This window comes from Roseibium sp. AS2, from assembly GCF_038900065.1.
Taxonomy (GTDB): domain Bacteria; phylum Pseudomonadota; class Alphaproteobacteria; order Rhizobiales; family Stappiaceae; genus Roseibium.
Genome location: NZ_JBBMQN010000013.1, coordinates 14,412 through 40,230 on the forward strand (window position 1 = coordinate 14,412; position 25,819 = coordinate 40,230).

17 protein-coding genes are annotated in these 25,819 nt (G+C 61.5%); 11 read left to right on the plus strand and 6 right to left on the minus strand.

Features of this window, described 5'->3' with window-relative positions:
• Positions 1–92: 92 nt before the first annotated feature.
• From WNZ15_RS25510 to WNZ15_RS25530, 5 genes are all read left to right on the plus strand, one after another.
• A complete protein-coding gene (locus WNZ15_RS25510) occupies positions 93–1,187 on the plus strand; it encodes a polysaccharide biosynthesis/export family protein (RefSeq protein ID WP_342895868.1) in 1,095 nt (364 codons plus the stop codon).
• A 76-nt stretch (positions 1,188–1,263) separates the two neighbouring features.
• Positions 1,264–2,613, plus strand: coding sequence for a capsular biosynthesis protein (locus WNZ15_RS25515; RefSeq protein WP_342895869.1), 1,350 nt, complete (start codon positions 1,264–1,266; stop codon positions 2,611–2,613).
• 73 nt (positions 2,614–2,686) lie between these two features.
• Positions 2,687–3,919, plus strand: a complete 1,233-nt coding sequence (locus WNZ15_RS25520; protein WP_342895870.1) for a capsular biosynthesis protein — start codon at positions 2,687–2,689, stop codon at positions 3,917–3,919.
• Entirely contained in the window at positions 3,916–5,640 is a 1,725-nt protein-coding gene (locus WNZ15_RS25525; RefSeq protein ID WP_342895871.1) for a hypothetical protein, read from the plus strand. The genes WNZ15_RS25520 and WNZ15_RS25525 overlap by 4 nt, the downstream gene beginning before the upstream one ends.
• Before the next feature lie 20 nt (positions 5,641–5,660).
• Positions 5,661–6,485, plus strand: coding sequence for an SDR family NAD(P)-dependent oxidoreductase (locus WNZ15_RS25530; protein ID WP_342895872.1), 825 nt, complete (start codon positions 5,661–5,663; stop codon positions 6,483–6,485).
• Positions 6,486–6,556: 71 nt separating this feature from the next.
• Here WNZ15_RS25530 and WNZ15_RS25535 read toward each other — a convergent pair whose 3' ends face one another.
• From WNZ15_RS25535 to WNZ15_RS25545, 3 genes are all read right to left on the minus strand, one after another.
• Positions 6,557–7,909 carry an aminotransferase class I/II-fold pyridoxal phosphate-dependent enzyme gene (locus tag WNZ15_RS25535; protein ID WP_342895873.1) on the minus strand — a complete coding sequence of 451 codons (1,353 nt, stop codon included), beginning with the start codon at positions 7,907–7,909 and terminating at the stop codon, positions 6,557–6,559.
• A 27-nt stretch (positions 7,910–7,936) separates the two neighbouring features.
• Positions 7,937–15,550, minus strand: a complete 7,614-nt coding sequence (locus WNZ15_RS25540; protein ID WP_342895874.1) for an SDR family NAD(P)-dependent oxidoreductase — start codon at positions 15,548–15,550, stop codon at positions 7,937–7,939.
• A 371-nt stretch (positions 15,551–15,921) separates the two neighbouring features.
• Positions 15,922–17,460 carry a trimethylamine methyltransferase family protein gene (locus WNZ15_RS25545; RefSeq protein WP_342895875.1) on the minus strand — a complete coding sequence of 513 codons (1,539 nt, stop codon included), beginning with the start codon at positions 17,458–17,460 and terminating at the stop codon, positions 15,922–15,924.
• A gap of 337 nt (positions 17,461–17,797) precedes the next feature.
• Here WNZ15_RS25545 and bmt point away from each other — a divergent pair, with 337 nt between their 5' ends.
• Entirely contained in the window at positions 17,798–18,826 is a 1,029-nt protein-coding gene (gene bmt, locus WNZ15_RS25550) for a betaine--homocysteine S-methyltransferase (protein WP_342895904.1), read from the plus strand.
• A gap of 48 nt (positions 18,827–18,874) precedes the next feature.
• On the opposite strand, the gene WNZ15_RS25555 is transcribed toward bmt, so the two are convergent.
• Entirely contained in the window at positions 18,875–19,372 is a 498-nt protein-coding gene (locus WNZ15_RS25555) for a hypothetical protein (protein WP_342895876.1), read from the minus strand.
• A 174-nt stretch (positions 19,373–19,546) separates the two neighbouring features.
• Here WNZ15_RS25555 and WNZ15_RS25560 point away from each other — a divergent pair, with 174 nt between their 5' ends.
• From WNZ15_RS25560 to rpsI, 4 genes are all read left to right on the plus strand, one after another.
• A complete protein-coding gene (locus WNZ15_RS25560) occupies positions 19,547–20,890 on the plus strand; it encodes a ferredoxin reductase family protein (protein WP_342895877.1) in 1,344 nt (447 codons plus the stop codon).
• A 94-nt stretch (positions 20,891–20,984) separates the two neighbouring features.
• A complete protein-coding gene (locus WNZ15_RS25565; protein WP_342895878.1) occupies positions 20,985–21,437 on the plus strand; it encodes a PaaI family thioesterase in 453 nt (150 codons plus the stop codon).
• Between the two features lie 196 nt (positions 21,438–21,633).
• Positions 21,634–22,101 (plus strand): 50S ribosomal protein L13, encoded by a 468-nt coding sequence (gene rplM, locus WNZ15_RS25570; protein WP_342895879.1) that lies wholly within the window; start codon positions 21,634–21,636, stop codon positions 22,099–22,101.
• A gap of 2 nt (positions 22,102–22,103) precedes the next feature.
• On the plus strand, positions 22,104–22,580 hold the full coding sequence (rpsI, locus tag WNZ15_RS25575; protein ID WP_342895880.1) for a 30S ribosomal protein S9: 477 nt from the start codon (positions 22,104–22,106) through the stop codon (positions 22,578–22,580).
• 111 nt (positions 22,581–22,691) lie between these two features.
• Here the strand turns inward: rpsI and WNZ15_RS25580 are convergent, their stop codons facing one another.
• Positions 22,692–23,126, minus strand: coding sequence for a helix-turn-helix domain-containing protein (locus WNZ15_RS25580; RefSeq protein ID WP_342895881.1), 435 nt, complete (start codon positions 23,124–23,126; stop codon positions 22,692–22,694).
• A gap of 104 nt (positions 23,127–23,230) precedes the next feature.
• Between WNZ15_RS25580 and WNZ15_RS25585 the strand changes: the two genes are divergently transcribed.
• On the plus strand, positions 23,231–24,421 hold the full coding sequence (locus WNZ15_RS25585; protein ID WP_342895882.1) for an MFS transporter: 1,191 nt from the start codon (positions 23,231–23,233) through the stop codon (positions 24,419–24,421).
• Positions 24,422–24,462: 41 nt separating this feature from the next.
• On the opposite strand, the gene guaD is transcribed toward WNZ15_RS25585, so the two are convergent.
• Complete coding sequence (gene guaD, locus WNZ15_RS25590) at positions 24,463–25,770, minus strand: guanine deaminase (RefSeq protein WP_342895883.1); 1,308 nt, start codon at positions 25,768–25,770, stop codon at positions 24,463–24,465.
• Between the last annotated feature and the right edge of the window lie 49 nt (positions 25,771–25,819).

Below are 25,819 nucleotides of genomic sequence, written 5' to 3' on the forward strand. Positions count from 1 at the left end.
CATCCCGGTGTGAGGGTGCTACCAGACTGGCAGCGATAAGGGTGGAACGGGTTCTGATGCGGATTTTGTTAATATTGGCGGTTGCTGGGACATTGTTTGGATGCGCAGCTCTACCGGGTGATGGACCCGCTGCCATCAATATTACGTCCCAGGATGTCGAAGCCAGTGCCCAGTCGGGCGACTATACGGTCGTAACGGTTGGACCGGACAACATCGACATGATCAGGGCTTACCGGCCTCTGGCGTTTGCCAATCAGTTCCGCGGCGTCGGCAGCGGCGGGTCGCCCACGCTCCTCGGTGTGGGGGACACGCTGACCGTGACGATCTGGGAAGCGTCTCCCGACGGCCTGTTTTCCAGCGGTGAAAGTGGTTCCAGCAAGATCCCGTCCGTTGTGGACGAAAACGGCTACATATTCGTGCCCTATGCCGGGCGTATCCGTGCGGCCGGTCTGAGCATCGAGGGCTTGCGGCAGTCGGTTCAGAAAAAACTGGTCGGCAAGGCCGTGGAACCGCAGGTCCTGATTTCCCTGATGGACAAGCTGAGTTCCACTGCGGTTGTGGTCGGCGACGTCGCCAAACCCGGTGTTTACCCGCTTCCACTGCGCAATACGCGGCTTCTGGATCTGGTCGCCCAGGCCGGTGGCGCGCGCGAAGCGACCTACGAGACGGTCGTGACGCTCAAGCGCGGCAAACGCGCCGGCACGACGCGTCTGGAAGACCTGTTCGACTATCCGGAAAACAATGTCCTGATCTCGCCGAATGACAATATTCTCCTGTCGCATCGGCCGCGGACCTTTTCCGCCTTCGGTGCCGTCAAGGCCAACCAGCTGGTTCCTTTCCGGACCAAGACGGTCACCATGGCCGAAGCGCTCGCGACGGTCGGTGGATTGCGTGACGAACGCGCCGATGCAAATGGCGTGTTCCTGTTCCGCTTCGAAGACGCGGCCCTGGTCCGCCGCTTGAACCCCGCGCTGGCCGAAAAGATCCCCGGATCCGGGACCGTCCCGCTTGTCTACAAGGTGGGGCTCCGCGATCCAAAGGGCTTCTTCCTGGCGCAGCATTTCGAGATGCGGGACAAGGACATCTTGTACGTTTCAAATCACCCGACCGCGGAACTCGGAAAGTTCCTGCAAATCATCGCGCCGCTGATCAGCAACTACTCGAATGTTGCCAGAATTACCGATTAACCGGTAAGGGTCGGACCGAAATATGCCGCGGCCGAGGTCGGCCGGGGCACCCAGGCCAGCAGATTGGCAATTTGGTATGAGTTCAGTCAGCTCCTTGGTGGTGCTTTTTCTGCAAGGCCCGCCCGGTGTATTTGCACGCACGATCGCGGACAGTCTGGAACAAGCCGGTGCAACGACCCTGCGCGTCAATTTATGCGCCGGGGACTGGCTTGGCTGGCATGACAGCCGATGCGTCTCGTACCGGAAGCGCCTGACGGACTGGCCGGCCTGGCTCCGGGCCTATTGCATTGAAAAACAGGTCACGCATATCGTTTATTATGCGGACCGAGTTCCCTACCATGTGGCCGCCGCCGAAGTGGGCGCGGAACTCGGTATCACCTGCCTGACATATGAAAACGGCTATCTTCGGCCCGACTGGATCACGCTGGAGCACTGCGGCATGTCCGCTCATTCGCGTTTTCCGGAGGATCCGGACGTGATCCGCACGGTCGGAAGCGCGCTGCCGGAGATCGACCGGCAGCCGCGGTACAGGTACCCGTTCATCAATGAAGCCGTGAACGAAGTCAGCTGGAACATGGCCAACGTGATTTTCTCTCTGGCCTATCCCGGATTTTTTCGCGACAAGCTGTATCACCCGGTGATCGACTATCTGAGCAACATTCCGCGATTTGCGATGGCCAGGCGCCGCAACCGGCAAGCCAACCACCTGATCGACGACATCATCTCGACGGATCTTCCATACTACGTGTTTCCGTTGCAGCTGCAGAGCGACTACCAGCTGCGCTTCAATTCTCAATATGACCATATCGCGGATGCGGCCGAAGAGGTCATTCAGTCCTTTGCCCGCAATGCTCCGGGCGCGGCCCGGCTGGTTTTCAAGGTCCATCCGCTCGACAACGGCATCGAACCCTGGTCGCGGATCCTGCGCACGCTCGCCAGAAAACACGGCGTCAAGAAGCGCGTTGTGCTGGTCGACGGCGGAAATCTCAATCAACTTCTGACCCACGCCGCCGGTTCCCTGACCATCAACAGCACCACCGGCCTGTATTCCCTGCGCGCCGGATGCCCGACCAAGGTGCTGGGCATCGCGCTCTACGACATAGCCGGCCTGACCTGCCAGAAGTCGCTGGATGATTTCTGGCGCGACGGGTCGGCGCCCGACACGGATCTTCTGGATGCCCTGGAACGTCTGCTGGCTGCCTCGATCCAGGTCAAGGGGTGTTTCTATACGAAGGAAGGCCGGGAGGCTGCCGCGGCCCTGATCGCCGAGCGTATCATGAGCGGTCGCGTCAACCAGCCTCAGGCGCATTGCGATCGGCCGCCGCGCCTGGAAAAGGCACTCGAGCGCGGGATCGCGACAACATTTGCGGAGCAGATCGCAACGCGCGGCAAAACGGAACGGTGGACCTATGCCTGGCGTGGCTGAGAGCGGGCTGCAGGCAGAAACGAGAGTGCCGTCCGGGCGGCGTGTCCTGTTTCTCCAGGGACCGTTGTCCCCCTTGTTCAGACTGATTGGTGAGCACCTCAGGTCCGAAGGCATGTCGGTCTTCCGGATCAATTTCTGTGCGGGCGACTGGCTGCACTGGCACGGGACCGGCTGCAGCAGTTTCAAGGGGACCCCGTCCGACTGGCCCGAGTTCATCGAAAGCTTTCTGTCCTGCAACGGGATCACCGATCTTGTGCTCCATGGAGACCAGCGGATCTATCACCGGGCCGCCGTTGCAAAGGCCCGGGAGAAGGGCATCCACGTCGCGGTTACGGAGCTCGGTGCCCTGAGACCAGGCTGGATGACGCTGGAGCGCAACGGTCTGTCGACCCTCAGTCATTTTCCGGATGATCCCGATGCCATCCGGGGGATCTCGGACAGCGCGGGGCCGGTGGACCTGAGCCGGATGTTTCCGTCTTCATTCTGGCTGCAAACCGCCCCGGATGTTGTCTACAATCTGCTCAATGTGTTTCTGGCCCCCCTTTATCCCGCCTATGAGCGGCATACGATTTATCCTCCGATCTCGGAATATGCGCGCGGCGCTGTCCGGTTGTTCGGGGAAAAGGCGCGCACCACGCAGGCTGAGCAGGACATCCATCACCTGCAGGCGGCGGGCACACGGTATTTTGTACTGCCGCTGCAACTGGAAGGAGACTTTCAACTGCGCAGTCATTCGCCCTACGACAGCTTTGCGCAGGTTCTGGAAAGCGTGTTCGGATCTCTTGCCGAGGCAGCCCCCGCAGAGACGCACATTGTGCTGAAGAGCCATCCGCTCGACGTCGGTTTCGAGAACTGGGCGGCTGTCGTCGAAGAGCTGACAGCGAAATACGGACTGAACGGCAGAGTTCACTACCTGGACGGCGGAGGCCTGGCAGCTCCCTTCAGCGAAGCTGCCGGCGTGGTTACGCTCAACTCGACGGCCGGACTCGAGGCCTTGCAGGCCGGACTGCCGGTCAAGACCCTGGTCCCCGCGCATTACGACATTGAAGGCCTGACGCACCAGGGCGATCTGGCCGGGTTCTGGCATGCGCCGCACCAGCCGGATGCGGATCTGCTGAACGCCTATGTCAACGCGCTGGCCCTGACAACTCAGGTCAGGGGATCGATCCACAACAGCGACGGGGTCCGCGTTGCCGCGAGGAACATTGCTGCAAGGGTCGCAGCGCGGGCGCTCAACCCGTTCGGTGCCTATGTGGATCCTCCGCCGCGGCTTGAAAAGGCGCGCAAGCTCGGAGTGCCGTTATGAGCACCCGGGACCGTCGCAGGTCCGGAAAACTGCGGCTTGCCGATCCAGCGCTCAAGCCTCACCGGGCACGTCTGGTCGCCGCGGTCGACGCCGGTTCGCTGCCCCCACCACCTCCCGGGCACCTCTACCTGGCAGCCGGAGAGAACAGCCTGTTTCGCGCCCAGGCGCGATCGAACCGGTCAGGAACGATCCCGCTCCTGGTGCTCCAGGGGCCGACACCGGCAGAGGCGAACCGCGTTCCCGCGAGCCTCTTGCTGCTGCCTCTCGGGGCCGGTCAGTCTCCGGACGAGGCGGCCGCGGTGCTTGTCGATGCCATCTTGAAACAACAACAGCCGTCCGCGTTCGATTTTTGCGGCTTCTGGAGATCTCGTGATCTCTCCTGCCAATCGGCGGGCGAAACCGCGACGCTCGGCCAGGATGGACGCTGCCTTGAAGAGTATCTGTCCGGGAAGGCGGCGAAGCTGCCGGATCATCCGTTCTGGACCGGCGCGGCGACGGCCTGCGCGTCTGCCGGTCTGTCCGAGACGGAGTTTGTCAACCACGTCCTGACCTGGCGAACCGTCTGGTTCTCGCCTTACACGGGCACCCCTGTTTCACCGGCGGAAGCAGCCGGCATTTTCGCGACGATGCAGGATCAATGGCAATCCAATGCGCAGCCGTCCCATTGTTACGGCGCCCAGTACTGGAACCATCCGTCGATCGAGGCAACCTTCACCGGGACGGGCGGGGGCGTCCGGTTTCACGAAATCCAGGCCGGGGCGATTGAAGCCGCTAGCGAAGATGGCGGGCGCATCCTTTCCTGGGCGGGCCGAACCGATCCGGCCTTCGAGGCGGAATGCACGGCCAGGGAAGTTCCACTCCTGCGGATCGAGGACGGGTTCCTGCGGTCCGTCGGGCTCGGTGCAGGCCTCGCACGCGGCGCCATGCTCGCCGTCGACGATCTGGGCATCTACTATGATCCGTCCCGACCGAGCCGCCTGGAAAAGCTTCTCAACGATCACGATCTCACGGAGGCAGAACGGCAGCGCGGCGTCACCCTTGTGGATCTCATCAGCCGGACCCGTGTTTCGAAATACAATTTCGGCAAGGCGCGCCGGTACGATTTTCCCTCCGGTGCCACGAAGATCCTTGTGCCGGGACAGGTTGCAGATGACGCCGCGATCCGAAAGTCGCTCTCGCGGACCATCGATTGCGCCAACACGCCGAATGTCAATCTGGACCTGCTGCGACTGGCGCGGGAGCGCAATCCCGGCGCCTATCTGGTCTTCAAGCCGCATCCCGATGTCGAGACAGGCCTGCGCAAAGGCAAGGTGTCCCAGTCGGAAGCGCTGGAATACGCCGATCACGTCGCAGCGGATGCCAATATCATCGACCTCATCGAAGCCGTCGATGGTGTCGAGACCTTTTCATCCCTGTCGGGTTTCGAAGCCCTGCTCAGAGGCAGGAAGGTCGCCGTGCATGGAGCCCCGTTTTACGCCGGCTGGGGACTTTGCGAGGATCTTACCCCGATCGAGGGCAGAGGCCGGCAGCGGACGTTGCCGGAACTGGTTTTTCTCGCGCTGGTGAAATATGCCGCCACCATCGATCCGGTGACGCTGCTGCCGTGTTCTCCGGAGTTTCTGGTCTCGAGACTGGCGGCGCAGCGGACGGATCGCAAGCATCTGGTTGCGACGGCCTTGAAACGGCATGCCTCCTGGTTCGGGCGCAAGCTTGGGCTGTGACACAAACGAGGATAACGGCAATGACAAACGAGCATGACAGGGTCATCGTCCTGACGGGAGCCAGCGGCGGCATAGGGGAGGCGCTGGCCCGCGAATTCTCGGGGGCGGGGACTTATTTTGCCCTCATCGCACGTGACGAGACACGATTGTTGCCACTGCTTGCAGAGCTGAAGTCAACAGGGAGTGACGGCGAGGCAAAAGCGATCGACATTCGCGACCGGGATGCGCTCCATGCCTATCTCGGGGATCTGGACGCGCGCAAGCCGGTGGATCTGGTCATCGCCAATGCGGGGGTAACGGCAGGTCTCGGTCCGAATCGCACCCGGGAACCGGACGAGGACAGCGACCGCCAGATTGACGTAAACTACCGGGGCGTCGTCAACACCGTGACGGGCGTGATCGACGGGATGCAGAAGCGCGGGTGCGGGCAGGTCGTGCTGGTCTCTTCCCTGGCAGGCATGCGGGCCCTGCCGGACATGCCGTCCTACAGCGCGACCAAGGCGGCCCTGATCGCTTATGGACATTCCCTGCGCGGCTGGTTGAAGCCCTTTGGTGTTTCCGTGACGATCATCTGTCCGGGGTTCGTGACGTCGCCCATGTCCGCCCGGCACAAGGGAGCCAAGCCTTTCGAAATGCCCGCGGATCAGGCCGCGGTGCTGATGCACAGGGCAATCGCCAGACGGAAAGCGTTTTACGCTTTTCCGTTCCTGCTGGCACTTGGCATCCGCCTGCAGAATCTTCTGCCGACGCGTCTCGGCGACCTGTTCATGGGCGGTTTCGACGTCGAGATTGAACAGGATCCGAGATATCGGGATCAGAACAGGAAAGAGCCGGGCAAGTCATAGCCCGGCTCCCGTGGTGCGCGGCATCCGGATACCCGGACAATCTCGATACCCAGACGATCTGGGTACCCTGATTATCTCGCGGCCTTGATCAACCTGTCTACTGCGGACCCGTCTTCGCGCATCGCATCCAGTTCGGTGGCCGTGGTCTCGACGGCCCGCTTGATCTGCTCTTCGGTGTGATCGCTGGTGATGAAGAACCGGATCCGCGCCGATTTTTCCGGAACAGCCGGGAAAATGATCGGCAGTGCGTTGATTCCCTTTGCGAGCAAACGGTTGGAAAGCATTGCGGCACCGGCGGAATCCCCGACGATGACCGGCACCACTGCATATCCTGCACTCGGTCCGGTGTTCAATCCGGCAGCCTTGGCCAGTTTCAGGAACAGGGCTCCGTTTTCTTGTAGCCGCTGAACTCGCTCAGGTTCCTTTTCAAGCAACTCGGCGGATGCAATGGCCGCTCCGGCAAGGGCGGCGGACAGGCCAACGGAAAACACGAACCCGGGCGCGGAAACTTTCAGGTAATCGCACAGCACCTTGGAACCGGCGATGTAGCCACCGCAGGAGGAAAAGGTCTTGCTGAGCGTCCCCATCCAGATCTCGACTTCCTGGGGGTCAACGCCAAAATGTTCGGAGATCCCCCGACCGGTCTTTCCGAGCACGCCAATCGAATGCGCTTCGTCCACCATCAGCCAGGCATCGTAGGACTGCTTGAGCTTCACGATCCGTTTCAGGTCGGGGAAGTCTCCATCCATGGAGTACAATCCCTCGACCACGATGAGCACCTTGTCGAACTTGTGCCGGTGGTCGGCCAGCATCTTTTCAAGAGCATCCAGATCGTCATGCGGGAAGTTCATCCGGGTGGCGCCTGACAACCTGACACCTTCGGCGATCGAGTTGTGCACGAAGGCGTCCGTCAGCACCAGGTCACCCTTGTGCATCAGATGCCCAATGCTGGTCACGTTGGTCGCGTGACCGGAGACCATCACAATGGACGACTCCACGCCGTGAATGCGGGCCAGGGCTGCTTCCAGCTCGGCGTGAAACGGACGTTCGCCGGCAACGATCCGGCTTGCGGACACGCTGGTCCCATATTGATCCACGAAGGCTTTCGCCGCCGCATTGATCTGCGGATGCCCGTTCAGGCCCAGATAGTTATAGGACGCAAAATTGTCGTAGTCGCGGCCGTCGATCACGCTCGTCCCTGCCGCCAGTCCGTCATGCGGTCGGAAGAACGGGTTTTCGATGCCCATCATGTCTGCGGCAGCGCGGTGCATCTGCAACTGCTTGACCTGGGGCAATTCCTTGAAGTCGTAGACCTTGCGCTTGGGCGCTGCCACTGTGGCGGGGGTCGAAGAAGCCCGTCCGCGTGCGGAGCGCCGGTTGGCCTTCAAGCTGTCCATCAGCTTGGCGCGATCATTTGCGCCCATTCCCGATATTCCTTTATTGATCGCCGGTTACAGGAACGATCCGAGTTCCCGGCTCTTGTTTTCGACTTCCGCGGCAACGTCGGAAAGATTTTCTGTGTCCGACCGGGCGTCATCCGTGTGCAGGCTCGCCAGTTGTTGCGCATCGTCGGACATGCCCGAGGCATTTTCCTCGCCGAGAACGCGGTTGGCAACACGGCTCGACAGATCGATCAGGGTCGCGCCATTTGCCAGCGACATGAGCGGAATGTCTATTCCGAGCTGACGCTCCGCGCTCATGCGCAGTTCCAGCGCCATCAGGGAGTCCATCCCGATGTCCGACAGGGGCTTGTGCGGATCGATCTCTTCGGGAGAGATTCTCAGGATCTTGCCGATTTCCGCTGCCAAAAGCTTGGCAACCGTCTGTGCCGCTGTCACCTGGTCCATGCCGTCCAGCATGGCTGCGAGATCGATCGCACCTTCCGCACCGGCTTCGTCCTCGTCGCCGAGACCAAGAAGACTTACCAGCGGAGCGCCGACAAGGGCAAGGTCCTTGCGGGCTGCCTGCCAGTCGATCCGGGCAAATCCGAGTGCCGCATCCCGTGCTTCGCCGTCATTGGGCAGCGCCATCAGGGCCATCAGGCCGTCCAGCGCTTCCTTTGCGGTCAAGGCATGCCGGCCGAGCTTGCGGGACAGCATTTCGTTGACGTCTTCGTTGCGTGCGAGATAACCGGCGTCGGAGATCGCCCCCCAGGCCACTGAAAGCCCCGGCCGTCCGTCGGCCCGCCGCTTGCGCGCCAGTCCTTCCAGATAACCGTTCGCAGCAACGTAGTTCGCCTGACCGGGATTGCCGACAAGAGTGGTCGCGGACGAATACAGGACAAAATGATCAAGCGGATCGTCGCCTGTCAGTCTGTCCAGCAGCTCCGCGCCGCGCACTTTCGGCGCCAGCACCCGTGTCAGCCCGTCATGATCCATGTTGGCGATCAGAACGTCGTTGAGGACCATGGCGGTGTGGAACACACCCTTGAGCGGCTTTCCGGTCGAACGGATATCGGCCAGGGCCTTCTTGATCGCCGCCTCGTCGGTGATGTCGCAGGCATAGCCTTTGACCGTAATACCGCGATTTGCGAGTTGGCCGACGACCTCCCGGGCCTCGTCGCTGCCGTCACCACGGCGGCTGAGGACCGCAAGAGACCTGGCGCCGTGATCGGCAAGCCGGTTCAGCAATGCGGCGCCGAAGCCACCGAAACCGCCGGCAACCAGATAGACCGCATCGCCGTCGAAGGAGATTTCGCGGGCCGCCGGCACACTTTCGGGAACGTCCGGCGGACGGATCACGATCTTGCCGATATGCCCGGCCTGTTGCATCAACCGGAAGGCGTCGACAACGTCGGGTGCTTCGAAAACACGGTGCGGCAGAGGGCGCAGTATGCCGTCCTCGAACAGTTCGACCAGCTTGACGAAAAGATCCACCGCGAGCTGCGGCTGGCGGGTCAGCAACTGGTCCGCGTCAATGCCGAAGTAGGTCAGATTCTGGCGGAACGGCCGCAGGCCAATGCGGGTGTTGCCGTAATAGTCGCGCTTGCCGAGTTCGAGGAAGCGGCCGAACGGCTTCAGAACATCGATGCTGCGTTCCATGGCTTCGCCGAACAGCGAGTTCAGCACCACGTCCACGCCTTCGCCGCCTGTTTCTTCCATCACGGCGTCGACAAAGGCGAGGCTGCGCGAATCCAGCACAACATCCGCGCCAAGCAGTTTCAGCGTGTTGCGCTTGTCTTCAGACCCGGCAGTCGCGATGATCCGGGCGCCGCGCCATTTGGCGATCTGGAGTGCGGCCAGACCGACGCCGCCCGCACCGCCGTGGACAAGAACGGTCTCACCTTCCGAAAGCGCCGCAAGATGCACGAGTGCATAGTAGGCGGTCAGGAAGGTCACCGGAATGGTGGCAGCTTCTTCCGCCGAGACAGTGCTCGGCATCGGCGCACACCCGCTCTCGTCGACCGTGACGTGGGTGGCGAAACAGGCCGGAGCGAAAGTGATCACCTTGTCGCCCGTCTTGAAACGGGAGACGTCCGGTCCGGTTCCAACCACATGGCCGCAGCATTCCATGCCGAGCGTCGGCCCCGCGAACCCGTCTTCGAGCGCTTCTTCCGGCAGCAGTCCAAGCGCCCACATGACATCGCGGAAGTTCAGGCCGCTGGCCTCAACCGCAATTTCAACTTCCTTTCCGGCAAGCGGCTTGCGCTCGACGGCCTTCCAGGCAAGCTGGTCAAGGGAGCCCTGGCGCAGGATATCGAGCTGCATTGCAGGATTCGCACCGTCGGGAAGAACCGAATCGGACAAGACGCCGCCTTTGAGCAGACGGATGCCTGAGCGTGTCTTGCTGTCGAGAACGATTTCGCGTTCGCCGTTCGTCACCAGGATTTCATCGGCAACGCGCGCTGCCGCGATTCCGGGCTCCAGATCCGGGGATACGTCGATCAGCTTCAGCGTCGCATCCGGGTACTCGTTCATCACGACGCGGCCGAATGCCCAGATGCCGGCCTGATCCGGCGCGGGAGCCGCGCCGCCCGCGATGTCCTGAGCGCCGGCAGGGGCAATCAGCGAGACTTCGCCGCTTTCGCCGCCAAGCGCTTTCAGGATGGACATCAGGCTGTAGGCGCGTGTGTCGACGCAGGCTAGGGCGTCCCCCTGGGGCGCATAGGCACCAAGAAGGTGAACCACGCGGCCGTCATGTGCGCTCAGCAGGCCCTTGAGAGCCGGGACGCCTGTTTCGGTCTGCTTGTCCGCTTCCAGCGCGGCGCTCCAGATGTCGTCACCGAGCTGTTCGGTGACATTTCCCGGAACGAGCAGGGTTGCACGATGTCCGGTGCGCTCGAGACAGGACTTGAGCCCTTCGGCCAGACGGTGTGCAGGTCCTTCGGAATCGGTGAGCAAAAGATACGCTTTTTGCGCTTCTTCAGCCTCTTCCGCCGCGGCGCCGTCCACTGCCTGCGGCTCGCTTTTGTTTTCGGCCGCACGGGCGCAGATGAGGTCGGCTTCCACAAGACTGCTGTTCAGCGGAAGGCTCTCAACGGATCTCAGACCGGCGGTCTCCAGCACACGGGTCCAGTCGGACTGCTGCCTTGAAATCGGGAACTCGGAACTCGCGCTGCCGTCCCACCAGTCCGCTCCGATCCCCATGATCAGGTCGGTGAGCGGGTTCGGCAGCGGCTCCGCACCCAGCACGAGGCCACCTGGCGCCAGGGCGTGCGAGAACCGCTTCAGGGTGTCCGCATCCATGTCGGCAAGAGAAGTGTCGAACAGGATCAGGTCGAAATGTCTTTCGAAGGCGAATTCGGATTCCGTCGGATCGACGAATTGCGTGGCCGAACTGCCCTGCCACAGACGTTCTCCGCGGCTGACGGCCGCTGGTGACGCATCGGTAACCGAAAGCGCCATGTAGGTCGGATCAAGCGACGCATCGATCGTCGCAGCAAGACCGCCACTTGCCCCGACAAGCAGCACACGCAGGGCCTGGTCAGTCGGCCATTCGGCGACGATCTTCCCGGCAAAGGCATGAAGCGCGGCGGACAATTCCCGCTTTCCGGGCGACGAGGCACGGTAGGCTTCAAAGAGGCTCGAAGCGTACGCCTTGGCCGCGGCATCCAGCAGACCGGTTTTCAGTATTTCGGTCAGACCTGTCCACAGCCGTGCAAGCAGAGCGGCTTCCGCGATGTGTTCGCCGCCGCCGTCCGTCAATGCTTGAAGCAGTTCCGAGGCGGACGGATTTTCTGAAGGATCGCTCAGGAGGTAGCCGTTTTCGGTTTCCTCGCTCATGCCGCTTTCAGCAAGCCAGCTCAGCAGTCCGGCAGCCAGTGGCACCGCGGTCTCGTGCAGGTCGCCCGCGTCCCGCAGACCCTGCAGGAACACAGGGCCGGCCCCGTAAAGGTCATGGAGGGTCTGATGCGCGATGGTCAGCCCGAGCGCTTCCATGAGGACCCGACTGTCATCGAGCTCCTGATCCTGCGATCCTGCCAGTTCAAGCTTTCGCGCCAGCGCCGCAAGACCCTGGAAGCTGCCTTGAAGTGGCGAAACCCTGTCTCTTGCCGGCAGGACGGTTGCGATCTGGCGATAGATCAGATCGTCCGGCCTTGTGTCCTGGCCCAGCGAAACGGCCCTGAAACGGGCTTTTGTCAGGCGCGCGATGGCCTGTCCGTTGCTGTCGAGGAATTCGAAACTCGCCTCGATCGAACGGGGTGAGGCCTTTGTGACATCGATGCGAACGGAGGCAGGATGTGCTTCGGACGCAAGCAGACGCAGCGCACCGATGCGGATCGGCAGGAACGACGTGTTCTGCGGCACGTTCTCGACACCGTCGAGCAGGGCGAACAGTCCGTGGAAACCGGCATCGACAAGGGTCGGACACAGGGCAAAGGGCAGGTCTTGCAAACTGTCGTCCTGGGCGAGAAGCGCAACCGTTGCCCGGGTGTTCGAATGTTTGACGACCTTTTCGGCCCGACGGAATGAAGGCCCGTAATTGAGGCCGAAACTTCTGGTCAGTTCATAAAGGGTGTCGTGATCGAGTTCGGCAACGAACTCCGCACTTTCCTGCAGCCAGGGAGACCGCGACGTGGTCGACGGTGTCATGAAAGATCCGCGGGCGTTCAGCGACCAGTCGCTGTCGGAAAGCCGCGGCCGGGTCAGAACCTCGATGACGCGGTCGTCCGGCGATATCCGGACCTGTGTTTCCCAGACTTCATCGCCTTCGATCACCAGCGGCCGCAGGATATCGAAATCGCGCAACTCGATCTGGTCGCCGCGGGACCAGCGCAAGGCGGCCCTCAGGCACATCTCGATATAACCGGCAGCCGGAAAGACGACGCTCTCCTCGACCTTGTGGTCCTGCAGGAAAGGCAGCGAACCACTGTCGATATGGTTGAACCATTCGGCCACATCCTGGCGCAGCCGGTAACCCAGAAGCGGCCAGGTCTGACCGAACATGAAATCGACCCGCTCCTGGCTGTTTTCCGGCCGGAACTCGACGTTCTGCCAGGGATAGGAGGGCAGGGAGGCCAGCCGCGCGGGTTTCACGCCGACAAACCGGTCAAGATCCGTTTTCCCGCCGCTGGCGAGGATCGAAGCTGCAATCCTGTCAAGCGGATTGCCGGAAGTGCTCTGCGCTTTCTTGGACGGTTCCTTGAGTGTTTCCAGGAACTTGGCGTTCTTGCCCTTCGCGCGCAAGACATCGTTCACATAGGTGCCTAGAACAGGTTTGGGACCAATCTCGACCAGAACGGTGAACTCGTCGGCGGACATGTTTTCGATTGCCGCGGCGAATCTCACCGGTTGGCGCACGTTGCGCCACCAGTAATCGGCGGTCACGCTGACGTCGCTCTCGCCGGGGGTAACTGTCGAATAGAACGGCAATGCAGGTTTCGACGGATCGAGACCGTCGAGAGCTGCCAGAAGCGGCGCCTCGATCAGATCCACGAGCGCACTGTGGTACGGGTAGGCGAGATTCAGACGGCGCATCGCCCATTTGTTCTTGCGCGCGAATTTCGCGAACGCGTCAAGGCTCTCGCTGTCACCGGAAATGGTGACGCTGCGCGGGCTGTTGTCGGCGGCAAGTTCAAGCCGCGGCAGGCCGCTCTCCTCGATCGCTGCGACCGCCTGCTCGGCAGGCAGGAGCAACGCCGCCATGGAGCCGAGATCCCGAACGACTTCCTGCTCGCTGGAGCGGGCGCGGATGACACGCACGGCTTCATCCAGATCGAGGGCGCCGGAACACCAGGCTGCGGCGACTTCGCCCACGGAATGGCCTGTGGTTCCGGCCGCGGTGATGCCGCGGCTGCGAAGCGAGTCCACAATGCCCACCTGGATCGCGAACAACAGGGGCTGGGCGATTTCGGAGCGTTCCAGGTCCGATTCCAGGTCCTCTGCGAACAGTGTGGTCACGAGTGACCAGCCGCTGAGGCCCATGAAGATCTTGTCGACCTTGTCGAAGGCCTGGCGGAACTCGATGTCGGCCTGGTAGGCCTCCTGACCCATCCCGGCCCATTGCGAGCCGTTGCCGGAAAAGACAAACCCGACCTTGGCGTCCGGCCTGATGACGCTGCCCGAAACGGCGTCCTGCTGGTCGTCGTCTTCGTTTGCAAACGAACGCAGCGCCGCGAGTTTTTCCTCTTTGGACTTGCCGAGCACCACAAGGCGTTCCGAGAGCAGGTCCCTGCCGTGAACGCTGGACGCGATCACGTTGCCCGCTGCGGCGTCGTCTTCTGTTCCATCGAGCAGGTCCGCATAGCCGGCCGCGAGTTTTTTCAGAGCTTCTGCGGATCTGGCCGTCAGGACCAGAGGTGCTTCAACCGGTGCATCGGAGGAAACGGCCGGAAGCGGATCCGGGTCCCCGACGATGGCATGGGCATTGGTGCCGCCGAAACCGAACGAGTTGACACCCGCGAGACGCCTTGTCTCGCTGGGTTTCAGTTCAACCGCGTCGCCGGCCACCTTCAGGTTCAGGTCCTCGAAGGGGATGTCCGGGTTCGGGGTCAGGAAATGGAGCGATTTCGGAAACAGGTTTTCGCGCAGCGCCATGACCGATTTCAGCAGGCCGACAAGACCCGAAGCCGGCTCCAGATGGCCGATGTTGGTCTTGACCGACCCGATCGGAAGCGCGTCGGTGCGTTTCTGACCGATGACACGCCCGAGGGCATCTGCTTCCGCAGGATCGCCGACACGCGTACCGGTGCCATGCGCCTCGATAAAGGCAAGGCTCGACGGATCGATCTCCAGGCCTTCGTACATCTCGCGCAGAAGGTCGGCCTGCGCATAGGGAGAGGGCAGAGACAGGCCGACGGTCCGGCCATCGGCGTTGATGCCGGTCGCAAGCAGTTTTCCGTGGCTTTTCGTGCCCTCGGGCAGGCCCGCACGGGCCGCGCGCAAAACAACGACCGCGCCGCCTTCGGAACGGACATAACCGTCGCCATTGGCATCAAACGCCTGACACAGGCCCGTGGGCGACAACATGGTTGCCCGGGAGAAACCGACAAAGGCGAAAGGGCTGAGAAGAAGGCTTACGCCGCAGACGATGGCCGTGTCGATCTGGCCGCTTTCGATGGCCGAAACGGCCTCATGCAGAGCCACGATCGATGACGAACACGCGGTGTCGACCGTGAAACTGGGGCCGCGCAGGTCATAGATGTAGGAGATTCGGTTTGAGACGATCGACAGGGTGTTGCCCGTCATGAATTGCATGTCCGCCATCGCCGGGTCGACGAGGAACCGGTGATGGTAATCCAACGAGGAGGCGCCGACATAAACACCCGTCGACGATCCGGCCAGGTCGCTCGGACGGATGTTGGCGTGTTCGAGCGCTTCCCACACAAGCTGCAACAACAGGCGCTGCTGCGGATCCATCTGAATGGCTTCACGTGGCGAAATGCCGAAAAAGGCCGGGTCGAACCCCCAGACATCATCCAGTTGGCCGGCGGCCCAGGTGTATGTCTTGCCCGAGGTGCTCTGGCCGGGATTCTTGAACCGGGCAAGCGGCCAGCGATCATTGGAAACGGATGTGACTGCGCAGTCGCCGTTTTTCAGCAGCGACCAGAATTCAGCACTATCGTTGGCTCCGGGGAGCCGCGTAGAATAACCAAGAATATCGATGTTTGAAGTGAGCGACGCCACAGAACAACCTGTTTTTATTTGTTGAGAACGGACAAGTTATTGAGTTACCTCGAGGAAGCCTAAAATTCCAGAATGCTCATTTCAATGCTCTCCCTCAAAGTCTACTCACACCAGGAAAGCTCATCCTGAATATGTCAGATACGAGCTTATCTCATGGCCAAGACGGTTTCCACCTGAATGAAAACCACCGAGACCGGCAACCTTTATCCTAAGCTTAATAGCTGTGAAAGGCACTAAGCGCAAAAAACGTAGATCTTCCTCGCGTTATCACTAACTGCTTCAATGAATGCGAAGAAAGTGAGGCTGCAGTTGCGAATAATAAAAAAAACGCCCCGCTGCACGGCGAGGCGTTTTGCGCGATTTGACGAGGGTCACACATTGCTGTCTGGAAAAGACGCCTTGCGTTCGCTCATGTATGCCTGCAATGCCTCGTCAACACCCGGATCGAGTTCCGGTCCGGTATAGGCCCTCAGCTGCTCTTTCCAGCGGCCGTTGGCGCGCCGGGCCGCGTCCAGTTCCCCGTCGGCGAGCCATTGTTCATAGGAATTGTTGTCCGCGATCGAAGACCGGTAGAACGCGCTTTCGAAGTTTCGTTGCGTATGGGCCGCGCCAAGGAAATGCCCGCCCGGGCCAACTTCCTGAAGCGCATCCATTGCCAGGGATTCGTCGGAGAGATCGATCCCCTTGGCAAGGACATGCATCATGCCGAGCTGGTCGGCGTCCATGACGAATTTCTCGTAGGACGAACACAGCCCCCCCTCCAGCCAGCCGGCTGCATGGAGACAGAAATTCACGCCGGACTGGACAGTCGCGAGGATCGTCTGCGCCGATTCCTGCGCCGATTGGCCGTCCGGAACTTTCGATGCGGTGAAGGAACCACCGGACCGGAACGGCAGGTTGAGACGGCGGGCCAGTTTTGCCGCGCCGTTCAGGAGCAGGGAACCTTCCGGGCTGCCGAAGGTGGGGGCGCCGGACTGCATGGAAATCGAGCTGACAAATGCGCCGAACACAACGGGCGCGCCCGGTCGAATCAACTGGGTCAATGCACAGCCGGCCATTGCTTCGGCCAGAATCTGGGACAGCGTTCCCGAAACGGTCACCGGGCTCATGGCGCCGGCGAGGATGAAGGGCGAAACGATACAGGCCTGGTTGTGGCGGGCATAGACCTTCAGGGCGCCGAGCATCGTGGCGTCGAACACCAGCGGCGAGTTGGCGTTGATCAACTGGATCATGACGCAGTTCTGATCGACGAAATCCTCGCCGAAGGTGATCTGAGCCATCTTCACGGAATCTTCGGCCCGTTCCGGTGCCGTGACCGAGCCCATGAACGGCTTGTCCGAATATTTGATATGGGAATAGACCATATCGAAATGGCGCTTGTTCACCGGCAGATCGACCGGTTCGCATACCGTTCCGCCCGAATGATGCATCCAGGGCGACATGTAGGCCAGTTTCACGAAATTCCGGAAATCGTCGATCGTGCCGTAGCGCCGGCCCTGATCGAGATCGGTGACGAACGGGGGACCGTAGACGGGTGCGAAAACAAGATTGTTGCCGCCGATTTCCACATTGCGCGCCGAATTGCGGGCGTGCTGCGTGAATTGGCGCGGCGCGGTTTTCAGGATCTCGCGCAGCATGCCCTTAGGAAAACGGACCCGTTCCCCGTCAATCTCGGCGCCCGCAGCCTTCCAGATGGCGATGACTTCGGGATCTTCGCGAAACTCCAGTCCGATTTCTGCCAGGATCCGGTCGGCATTCGTCTCTATCCGTTCAGCGCCTTCGTCGCTCAGGATCTCGTAGTTCGGGATATTGCGGGAAATATAGGGAACGGCCTGACCGGCGGGGCCAGCTTGCCGGCGTTCGCGGCGGGCATTTCGTCCTCGACGGCCAGTAAGGGCGGCGTCTGACATTCTTTGGCTCCCAGGATGCGTTTTGTTACGCCTAGTCTTGATCAGGCGGTCGGGCCGCCCGGCTCCAGATCCGTCGCGCAATGCCGTAAATGCGTCATGGGGCTTTGTTGCTCCATTTTGTCCCGAAAGTCCATTGACTTCGCGGCCTTGAAAGCCTTAGAGCCGCCCGGGGATCCGCACATGCGTTCCCGGTGCGCTGCTTCTGGAACGTGAGAGCCGCACCGGGGCCGCAGTTCTCACAGGGACGCTCCTATTGGACGTACCTGCGGGGCCTGCAATGGCAGAACCACACCCGGCGGCGGGATCTGGAACGACAAACAAGACGAAAGGCGACCCGATGTCCAAGCTGGAAGACCTTCTGGCCAGAAAAGGCGCTCTTCTTGCCGATGGCGCGACCGGGACCAACCTGTTCGAGATGGGTCTCGTGTCCGGCGATGCACCGGAACTGTGGAACACGGATGAGCCGGACAAGATCCGGGCTCTGCACAAGTCCTTCGTCGACGCCGGATCCGATATCATTCTGACCAACACGTTCGGCTGTAACCGGCACCGGCTGAAATTGCACAATGCGCAGGACCGGGTGCGGGAACTGAACATGGCCGGCGTGGCCCTGGCAAGGGATGTCGCCGGCACCACGGAACGCGATGTGCTCATCGGCGGCTCCATCGGTCCGACCGGCGAGCTGTTCCAGCCGCTGGGCGCCCTGAGCTACGAGGAGGCCGTTGCCGCATTCCGGGAACAGATCGAGGGGCTCGTGGAAGGCGGCGCCGATATTCTCTGGGTCGAGACGATGTCGGCGGTGGAGGAAATGAAGGCCGCTGCCGAAGCTGCACGGGACTTCGACCTGCCGCTGGTGATCACCGCCAGTTTCGACACCGCGGGCAAGACCATGATGGGCCTGTCGCCAAAGGGACTGGGAGATCTTCAGGCGCAATTCGCCTGCACACCGGTGGCCATCGGCTCCAATTGCGGTGTCGGGGCCTCCGACCTCCTGGCGGCGATCATGGACATCACGGACGCCTACCCGGACGCGGTCGTCGTCGCCAAGGCCAATTGCGGCATCCCGCAGATCCGGGGCGACGAGGTCGTCTACACCGGCACACCGGAGCTGATGGCAAACTACGCCCACATGGCCCTGAATGCGGGCGCGCGGGTTATCGGTGGCTGTTGCGGCACCTCGCCGGTCCATCTTGCGGCCATGCGTGCGGCACTGGACGAACACTCCGCAGGACAGCGTCCGACACTGGAAGACGTGATCGCGGAAATCGGGCCTCTGGTGTCCCCGCCGAACAAGGTGGCGGATGCCGCGCGTGCCGAAGCTGCCGGTTCTGCCGGAGGCCGCCGCCGCGGGCGCCGGCGCGGCTGACGCCGGAAGGAAACGGGTGCGGTGACGGGCGGCCCTTGACCCGAAACCTCAGCAGGGACCGGGTGAGACCTTGCCGAAACTTTGATCCGTTGCGCGCAGCGAAGCCGACACGATTCCCATCGGTTGGTAGGGAGGCGCGCTCTGCATGCCCAGATTGGTCATGTGGATGGTGTAGCATCCTGTGAAGACCGTGGCGGTCCCGTCCGTTTTCCGGGCGGCGATTGCCACGGGCAGGGCCCAGTGTATCTGGCCGGCGCCGGGATCCGGTGCCGTCTCTCCGAATCTGACCTCGACGGAGCCGGTGTCCGCGTAGCCCTTCACCCATGTATCGAAATTCTTGGGCGCAGAGCCTTCCTGAAAATAGCTGTACGCTTGCGCATAGAAGCGGTTGCTGATCGCGTAATAGTAGCTTTGGACAAGTTTCTGGGGCGTGGACCGGTCGTCGAGATAGCTCCAGTCGTCCGCACGGGCCTGGGGCACCGCCTGTGCCACGATCGTCAGCAAGGCGCAAAAACCCGCGGCACCGAAGATTTTCAAGACGCTCATGTATCAAGTCCCGGTTGGTGTGATCGGCATCGTCAGGGTCCGACAGCTCAGCGGTCTCCGCAAGGTGAAACTTTCGTGACCAAAACGAATGTTTGTTGCTATTGAGACCCGGCATGATAGGCAGACGCGCAATTGGGAGCCTTGGGCAAGGCGCGCGCTGGCGGGGAGGAGCACTTGCGCATTTTCGGTTTGATCCTGATCGCACTGGCGGGCCTCGTGCCGCTTTACTGGTTCGTGCCTTTGGCCGGTTCACGGGATGCCGGCGCTCTTTTCAGCCAGTATATCGGCTCCCTGGCACTCATCCTCATGGGGATCAACCAGTTCCTTGCGACCCGCGCACCCGGACTGGAGACGGTAATCGGGCCCCTTGACCGCATCTACGTGCTGCACAAGTGGCTGGGTGTTGTTGCGATGGTCTGCCTCGGCCTGCATGACATCATCGACGCTGAAATGAACGGATTGCGGGGCGGCCCCCTGGCCGGTATCGCCGAGGATCTCGGCGAGATCAGCCTGTACGGCCTGCTGGTTCTTGTGCTGGCCTCGGTGATCACCTTCATTCCCTATCATTTGTGGAAGTGGAGCCACCGGCTGATCGGCATCTTCTTCTTTTTGGGGGCGTTTCATTTCTTCTTTATCGAAAAGCCGTTTTCGAGTTTTGATCCGCTCGGGCTTTACATCTGTGCCTTTTGCCTGCTCGGCATCGTCAGCTATGTCTGGATGTCGGTGGTCCGTCCGATGGCGCCGCGCGGCTACAGATACACAGTGGCCACGGTCCGTCATCTCGGCGGCCTGACGGAAGTGATCCTCAATCCGAAGGGCAGGGGACTGCGGCACAAGCCGGGTCAGTTCGCCTTCCTTTCGGTCGGGGGAAGCGGCCTGTCGGAAGAGCACCCGTTTACCTTGAGCGGCGCGCCGCGTGACGACGGGTCCCTGCGCTTTTCGATCAAGGATCTGGGTGACTACACCCGCCATCTGCGCCGTGAACTGAGCGAGGGGATGGAAGCCACCGTCACAGGGCCATACGGCAGGTTCTCGATGCCAGCCGGAAGGGATCCGCAGGTCTGGGTCGGCGCCGGTGTCGGTGTCACGCCGTTCCTGGCGTTCGCGGAAAGCCTGAAGGCCAGACCGACCGGGCCGGTCAAGCTCTACTACTGCGTTCGCGAACGCGACGATATCCCCTATGCGATCGAACTGGAACGGGCCGCCGAAGAAGCCGGAAATCTCGAACTGGTCATCGTCAACTCCGATGAGGGCGTTCGCCTGACGCCCGAGCGCATCGCCGCCGATCTTGGCGGCGATCTTTCCCGGGCCCATGTCTTTTTCTGCGGTCCGTCCGCCATGCGCAAGACGCTGAAGAGCGGACTGGTTCTCAAGGGGCTGCGCGCAAGCCGGTTTCATTTCGAAGAATTCGAGATGCGCACCGGCATCGGCCTTGCCACGCTGTCCGCCTGGTTGTGGGACAGAAGCATCTACACCATCGAGAAGCGCCGGGAGGACAGGAAGCAGGCCGCGGAATAAGCCGTCGTGCGGAAGGGTCCACTTGCATTCCACCCGTTCTGACCATTACGTAAGAAAGGTCGGAAAGTTGACTGTATAAGAACGCAGTAGGGAGGTGGCGATGCAGCCGGTGATGACGGATGGCGAAGTCATGGACATGCTGGACCGGGAGTTTCCGCAGATCCATGCGGGCGGCCGGGTCTATTCGATTGACAGTGTCTCGCCCGGCGAGGCTGTCGTGCGCCTGTCGGCCAATGAGCTTCATCTGCGTCCCGGCGGCACCGTTTCCGGACCGTCCATGATGGCGCTTGCCGATCTGGCTGCCTATGTGGTCATTCTCGCTCATATCGGCCCGGTCGCACTGGCCGTGACCACCAGTTTCAACATCAACTTCCTGCGCAAGCCCGAGCCGGGCGACCTGCTGGCCACCTGCCGGCTGTTGAAACTCGGCAAGCGTCTGGCCGTTGTGGACTGCGCCATTGCGGGGGAGGGACAGGAGGAACTGGTGGCGCACGCGACGGCGACTTACTCGGTGCCGCCGCGCCAGCGAACCGGGAAATCCGGATGAGTGCTGTGGTATCATAATACCGTTTTTTCAAGCTACTGATTTTATTGATAATTTTCAGACGATTGTGCGAAGAATGTAATTGACGGCAATTTCCTGCCGGCGTATAAGCTGCCTCGAACGAATTTCGGGTCCGTTCGCTGGCTTCCCTTGAAGCTGCGCGGACCCTTTCTTTAACCGACCAGTATGGATCAGACTCATGAAGACCTTCTCTGCCAAGCCGGCTGAGGTCGAGAAAAAGTGGATCTTGATTGACGCAGAAGGCATGGTTGTCGGCCGTCTCGCCGCATTCATCGCCAATCACCTGCGCGGCAAGCATCTGCCGATTTTCACGCCTCACATCGATACCGGTGACAATGTCATCGTCATCAATGCCGACAAAGTCGTGTTCACCGGCCGCAAGTACGACAACAAGAAGTACTACTGGCACACCGGTCATCCGGGCGGCATCAAGGAACGCACCGCACGGGGCATCCTGGAAGGCCGCTTCCCGGAGCGTGTTCTGGAGAAGGCTGTTCAGCGCATGATGCCGGGCGGTCCGCTGTCCAACAAGCAGCTGAAGAACCTCAAGGTTTACGCTGGTCCGACCCACCCGCATGAAGCTCAGTCGCCGGAACTCGTCGACGTGAAGGGCCTGAATGCAAAGAATGACGGCAAGAGGGCATAACCATGGCTGAGCTGCAATCCCTGGAAGAACTGGGCAGCGCGGTCGACACCGCAGCCCCCGAAGCTCCGGTCCATGTCCAGAAGCTGGACGCACAGGGCCGTGCATACGCAACCGGCAAGCGTAAGGACGCGATCGCACGCGTCTGGATCAAGCCCGGTACCGGCAAGATCATGATCAACAAGCGGGACTATACCGAGTATTTTGCTCGTCCGGTCCTTCAGATGATCCTTCAGCAGCCGATCATGCTCGCCGACCGTTCCGGCCAGTACGACGTTGTTGCGACCGTGAGCGGTGGCGGTCTGTCCGGTCAGGCTGGCGCGGTGCGTCATGGCCTGTCCAAGGCACTGACCCTTTATGAGCCGGATCTGCGTCCGGTTCTGAAGAAAAACGGCTTCCTGACCCGTGACAGCCGTGTTGTCGAGCGTAAGAAGTTCGGCCGTGCAAAAGCACGTAAGAGCTTCCAGTTCTCCAAGCGTTAATCGCTGGACGGACAGGATTTGGAAATCGGGAACCCGCCGGAGCGATCCGGCGGGTTTTTTTGTGTCCGGGGCGGGCCGGGAAGTGTCTGCAGCCATTGCTGACGCCGGCAATCAGGATCGGTCCGGTAGAGCGCGTTTTTCTTGCCGGCTCCGTTTCCGGCGCGTACTGATCCGGATCAGTTGCCGAAACTTGGCGCACTCCATATGGGACGGCGCCGGACAGTCCGCCACGTGGCGGATCATGTCCCGCAAGCCGGAAAGCCGTTCGATCTGCCGGTCGAGATCATCCGCCTTCAGATGCAGGCCCGCCCGCGAGAGCGCTGGAAGGCCGTCGGCGCCGAACATGTCCCGGATCTCATCGAGAGAAAATCCCGCGTCCCTGCCAAGCGAGATCAGGGCGAGCTGATCCAGAACGCCTGCTGCGAACAGGCGTTTCAGTCCACGCCGGCCAAGCGAGGTGATCAGACCCTTTTCCTCATAGTGTCGGATGGCGGAGGCGGCTACGCCCGTTTGTTTGGAGACTTCGGAAATATCCAGGAATTTCATATCTTGACCTCAAGTCGACTTGAATTGGTAGGCTGATCCCGTGTCGTCAAAAAGGCAAGGGAATAAAGGTGTCATCAGTTCATTACTCTCAACAAGGGCGTCCATTGTGGTTGGAAACGGCGGCGATCGCGTTGCTGTTGACGGCAACTCTCAAGATCATGGCAAACGCCACCATAAGTCCGGCTCTGCCGGGGTTGCAGGCCAGTTTCCCGGAAACGCCGCAAGCCGCATCCCTGACCAGGTTTCTGGTTGCTGCGCCGTCACTGTCAGTCGTCCTGATCGCACCGCTTGCCGGGATTTTCGTGGACCGGTTCGGGCGATCATCCCTGCTGATGGCGGGGGTTGCGCTGTTTGCCCTGAGCGGCGCCGCCGGGGCCTTTCTGCCTGGTCTCTTTTCCATCCTGGCCAGCCGCCTGGCGCTCGGGGTCGCCGTCGCGCTGATCATGACCGCCCAGTCTGCATTGGTGGGAGACCTGTTCGAAGGGCCGCGCCGGAACGCCTTCATGGGGTTGCAGACTGCGGCGATCAATTTCAGCGGCTTTGTTTACATTGCCCTGGCCGGCTGGCTCGCGGGCCTGTCGCCGCGACTGCCATTCCTGATCTATGCCCTCGCGCTGTTGCTGTTGCCTCTGTTGCTGCCGGTTCTGCGCCAGGAGCAGCGGCGCGGCCGGCCCTCTGTCAGGGACCGTCCGCAGGGGGCCATCGGACGGCGCAATGACTGGCTTGGGCCGGCCTTGTCGATTGGACTGCTGGGAACGGCGACGGTTGCGATCTTCTTTCTGATGCCGAGCCAATTGCCGTTTTATCTCGATGGGAATGGCCTGGACGGGGCCGCCGGCACGGCATTCGGCCTGGGGGCACTGACGCTCACCGGTGGCTGCATCGCCATGATGTTCCGGCGGATCAGCACATTTCTGGGACTGGCTGCGACGTTTCTGCTCGGCTTCACGGTTATGGGCGCCGGTTTCGCAATTCTGGCCATGAATGCAGCCTGGTCGTTCATTCTGGCAGGGGCCGCTCTGGTGGGCGCCGGATATGCCCTGGTGCAGCCGGCGCTCCTGCTGCTTGCTCTGGAAAAGGCGCCTGCAGACAGACGCGGAAGCGTCCTGGGCATCGTTACCACGGCGATATTTCTTGGACAGGTGGTCTCGCCGCTGGCGCTCACGCCGCTTATCCGCAGCGCCGGCTATGACACGGTTTTCCTCGGAGCCGCATGTATTCTTTGCGCGATGGGTGTGTTCGTCTCCGGTCTCCTGAAAATCCGCGGCACCCGGGATCTGCGGTCTGACCCTTGATCAACCGGTCCGGGCCGCATTTGCGGCCCGGACGGCGGGTCTCAGGTCTTGAGAGGAACACCGGCGGCATAGGTCTCGACCACGGCCCGGTCGTCGCCGAGTGTCTGCAGCACGAAGAGTTCTTCAGACAAGGTCCGGGCTGTTTCCATACGCAGCGCCATGGCTCCGGTTGCCCTGGCATCGAGCACAACGAGGTCCGCGTCCGTGCCCGGCTCAAGGGTGCCGATCCGGTCCTGAAGGGAGAGAGCTTCCGCGTTGCCGCGCGTGACCCAGTAAAAACTTGTCAGAGGATGCATGCGTTGACGCTGCAGTTGAAGGATCTTGAAGCCTTCGTCCAGTGTCCGCAGCATGGAATAGCTGGTTCCGCCGCCGACATCCGTTGCGATTGCCGTGCGCACACCGGCGCTTTCAAGACCGGCCTTGTTGAAGAGACCGCTTCCCAGGAACAGGTTTGACGTCGGGCAGAACACCGCAACGGATTGTGTCTCGCGCATGACCTGCAGTTCCCGGTTGGTCATGTGCACGCAATGACCGAGCAGGGATTTCGGGCCCAGAAGCCCGAAACTCTCATAGACGCCGAGATAGTCTGTGGCGTCCGGATAGAGCTCCAGCGTCAGGGAGATTTCGTTGTGGTTCTCGTTGATGTGCGTCTGCAGATGGCACTGCGGGTGTTCCTTCAACAGCGTGCCTGCCGCTTCGAGCTGAGCCGGTGTCGAGGTGATGGCGAATCTCGGTGTGATGACATAATGCACCCGGCCGCGGCCGTGCCATTTCTCCAGCAGCGCCTTGCTGTCGTCGTAAGCGCTTTGTGCCGTGTCGCACAGAGCGTCGGGGGCGTTGCGGTCCATCATCGTCTTGCCGCCCAGCATCAGCATGCCACGCCGTTCCGCTTCCCCGAAATAGGCCTCGACGGAGGCCGGATGGCTGGAGCAATAGGCGGAGGCGGTGGTGGTGCCATGGGCAACCAGTTGATCGTAGAAACCGGAAGCGATCCTGCGCCCGTGCTCGGGGTCGGAAAACTTCATTTCCTCGGGAAACGTGTAATCGTTCAGCCAGTCCAGCAACTGGTCGGCCCAGGACGCGATGACCTGAGCCTGCGGGAAATGGATATGGGTGTCGATGAAACCGGGCATGACCAGATGGGGCCGGTGATCCACGATCCGTGTCGTGGCCGCGTCACAGGCGGCCTGCATGTCGGGGTAGCGGCCCCGGGCGACGATCTTGCCGTCCCGGATCAGCAGGGCGCCGTCGTCCTCGTAGGAGTAGGCACCCTTGTCGTCAGGACTGTCCGGAATAGCAGAAAAACTCAGCAACCGGCCGCGCAGGAGTATCTGGTCTTGGTCTGGCACAGCTTGTGGCCCCTGTTGCGCGCGCGAATCTTCGCGCACCTCCGGATTG

Excerpts from the sequence above, each read along its gene's own strand:
- rpsI (WP_342895880.1), top strand. The coding sequence starts at position 22,104 with ATGGCTGAGCTGCAATCCCTGGAAGAACTGGGCAGCGCGGTCGACACC.
- bmt (WP_342895904.1), top strand. The coding sequence starts at position 17,798 with ATGTCCAAGCTGGAAGACCTTCTGGCCAGAAAAGGCGCTCTTCTTGCC.
- WNZ15_RS25525 (WP_342895871.1), top strand. The coding sequence starts at position 3,916 with ATGAGCACCCGGGACCGTCGCAGGTCCGGAAAACTGCGGCTTGCCGAT.
- WNZ15_RS25545 (WP_342895875.1), bottom strand. The coding sequence starts at position 17,460 with ATGTCAGACGCCGCCCTTACTGGCCGTCGAGGACGAAATGCCCGCCGC.
- WNZ15_RS25535 (WP_342895873.1), bottom strand. The coding sequence starts at position 7,909 with ATGGGCGCAAATGATCGCGCCAAGCTGATGGACAGCTTGAAGGCCAAC.
- WNZ15_RS25530 (WP_342895872.1), top strand. The coding sequence starts at position 5,661 with ATGACAAACGAGCATGACAGGGTCATCGTCCTGACGGGAGCCAGCGGC.
- WNZ15_RS25580 (WP_342895881.1), bottom strand. The coding sequence starts at position 23,126 with ATGAAATTCCTGGATATTTCCGAAGTCTCCAAACAAACGGGCGTAGCC.
- WNZ15_RS25555 (WP_342895876.1), bottom strand. The coding sequence starts at position 19,372 with ATGAGCGTCTTGAAAATCTTCGGTGCCGCGGGTTTTTGCGCCTTGCTG.
- WNZ15_RS25515 (WP_342895869.1), top strand. The coding sequence starts at position 1,264 with ATGAGTTCAGTCAGCTCCTTGGTGGTGCTTTTTCTGCAAGGCCCGCCC.
- rplM (WP_342895879.1), top strand. The coding sequence starts at position 21,634 with ATGAAGACCTTCTCTGCCAAGCCGGCTGAGGTCGAGAAAAAGTGGATC.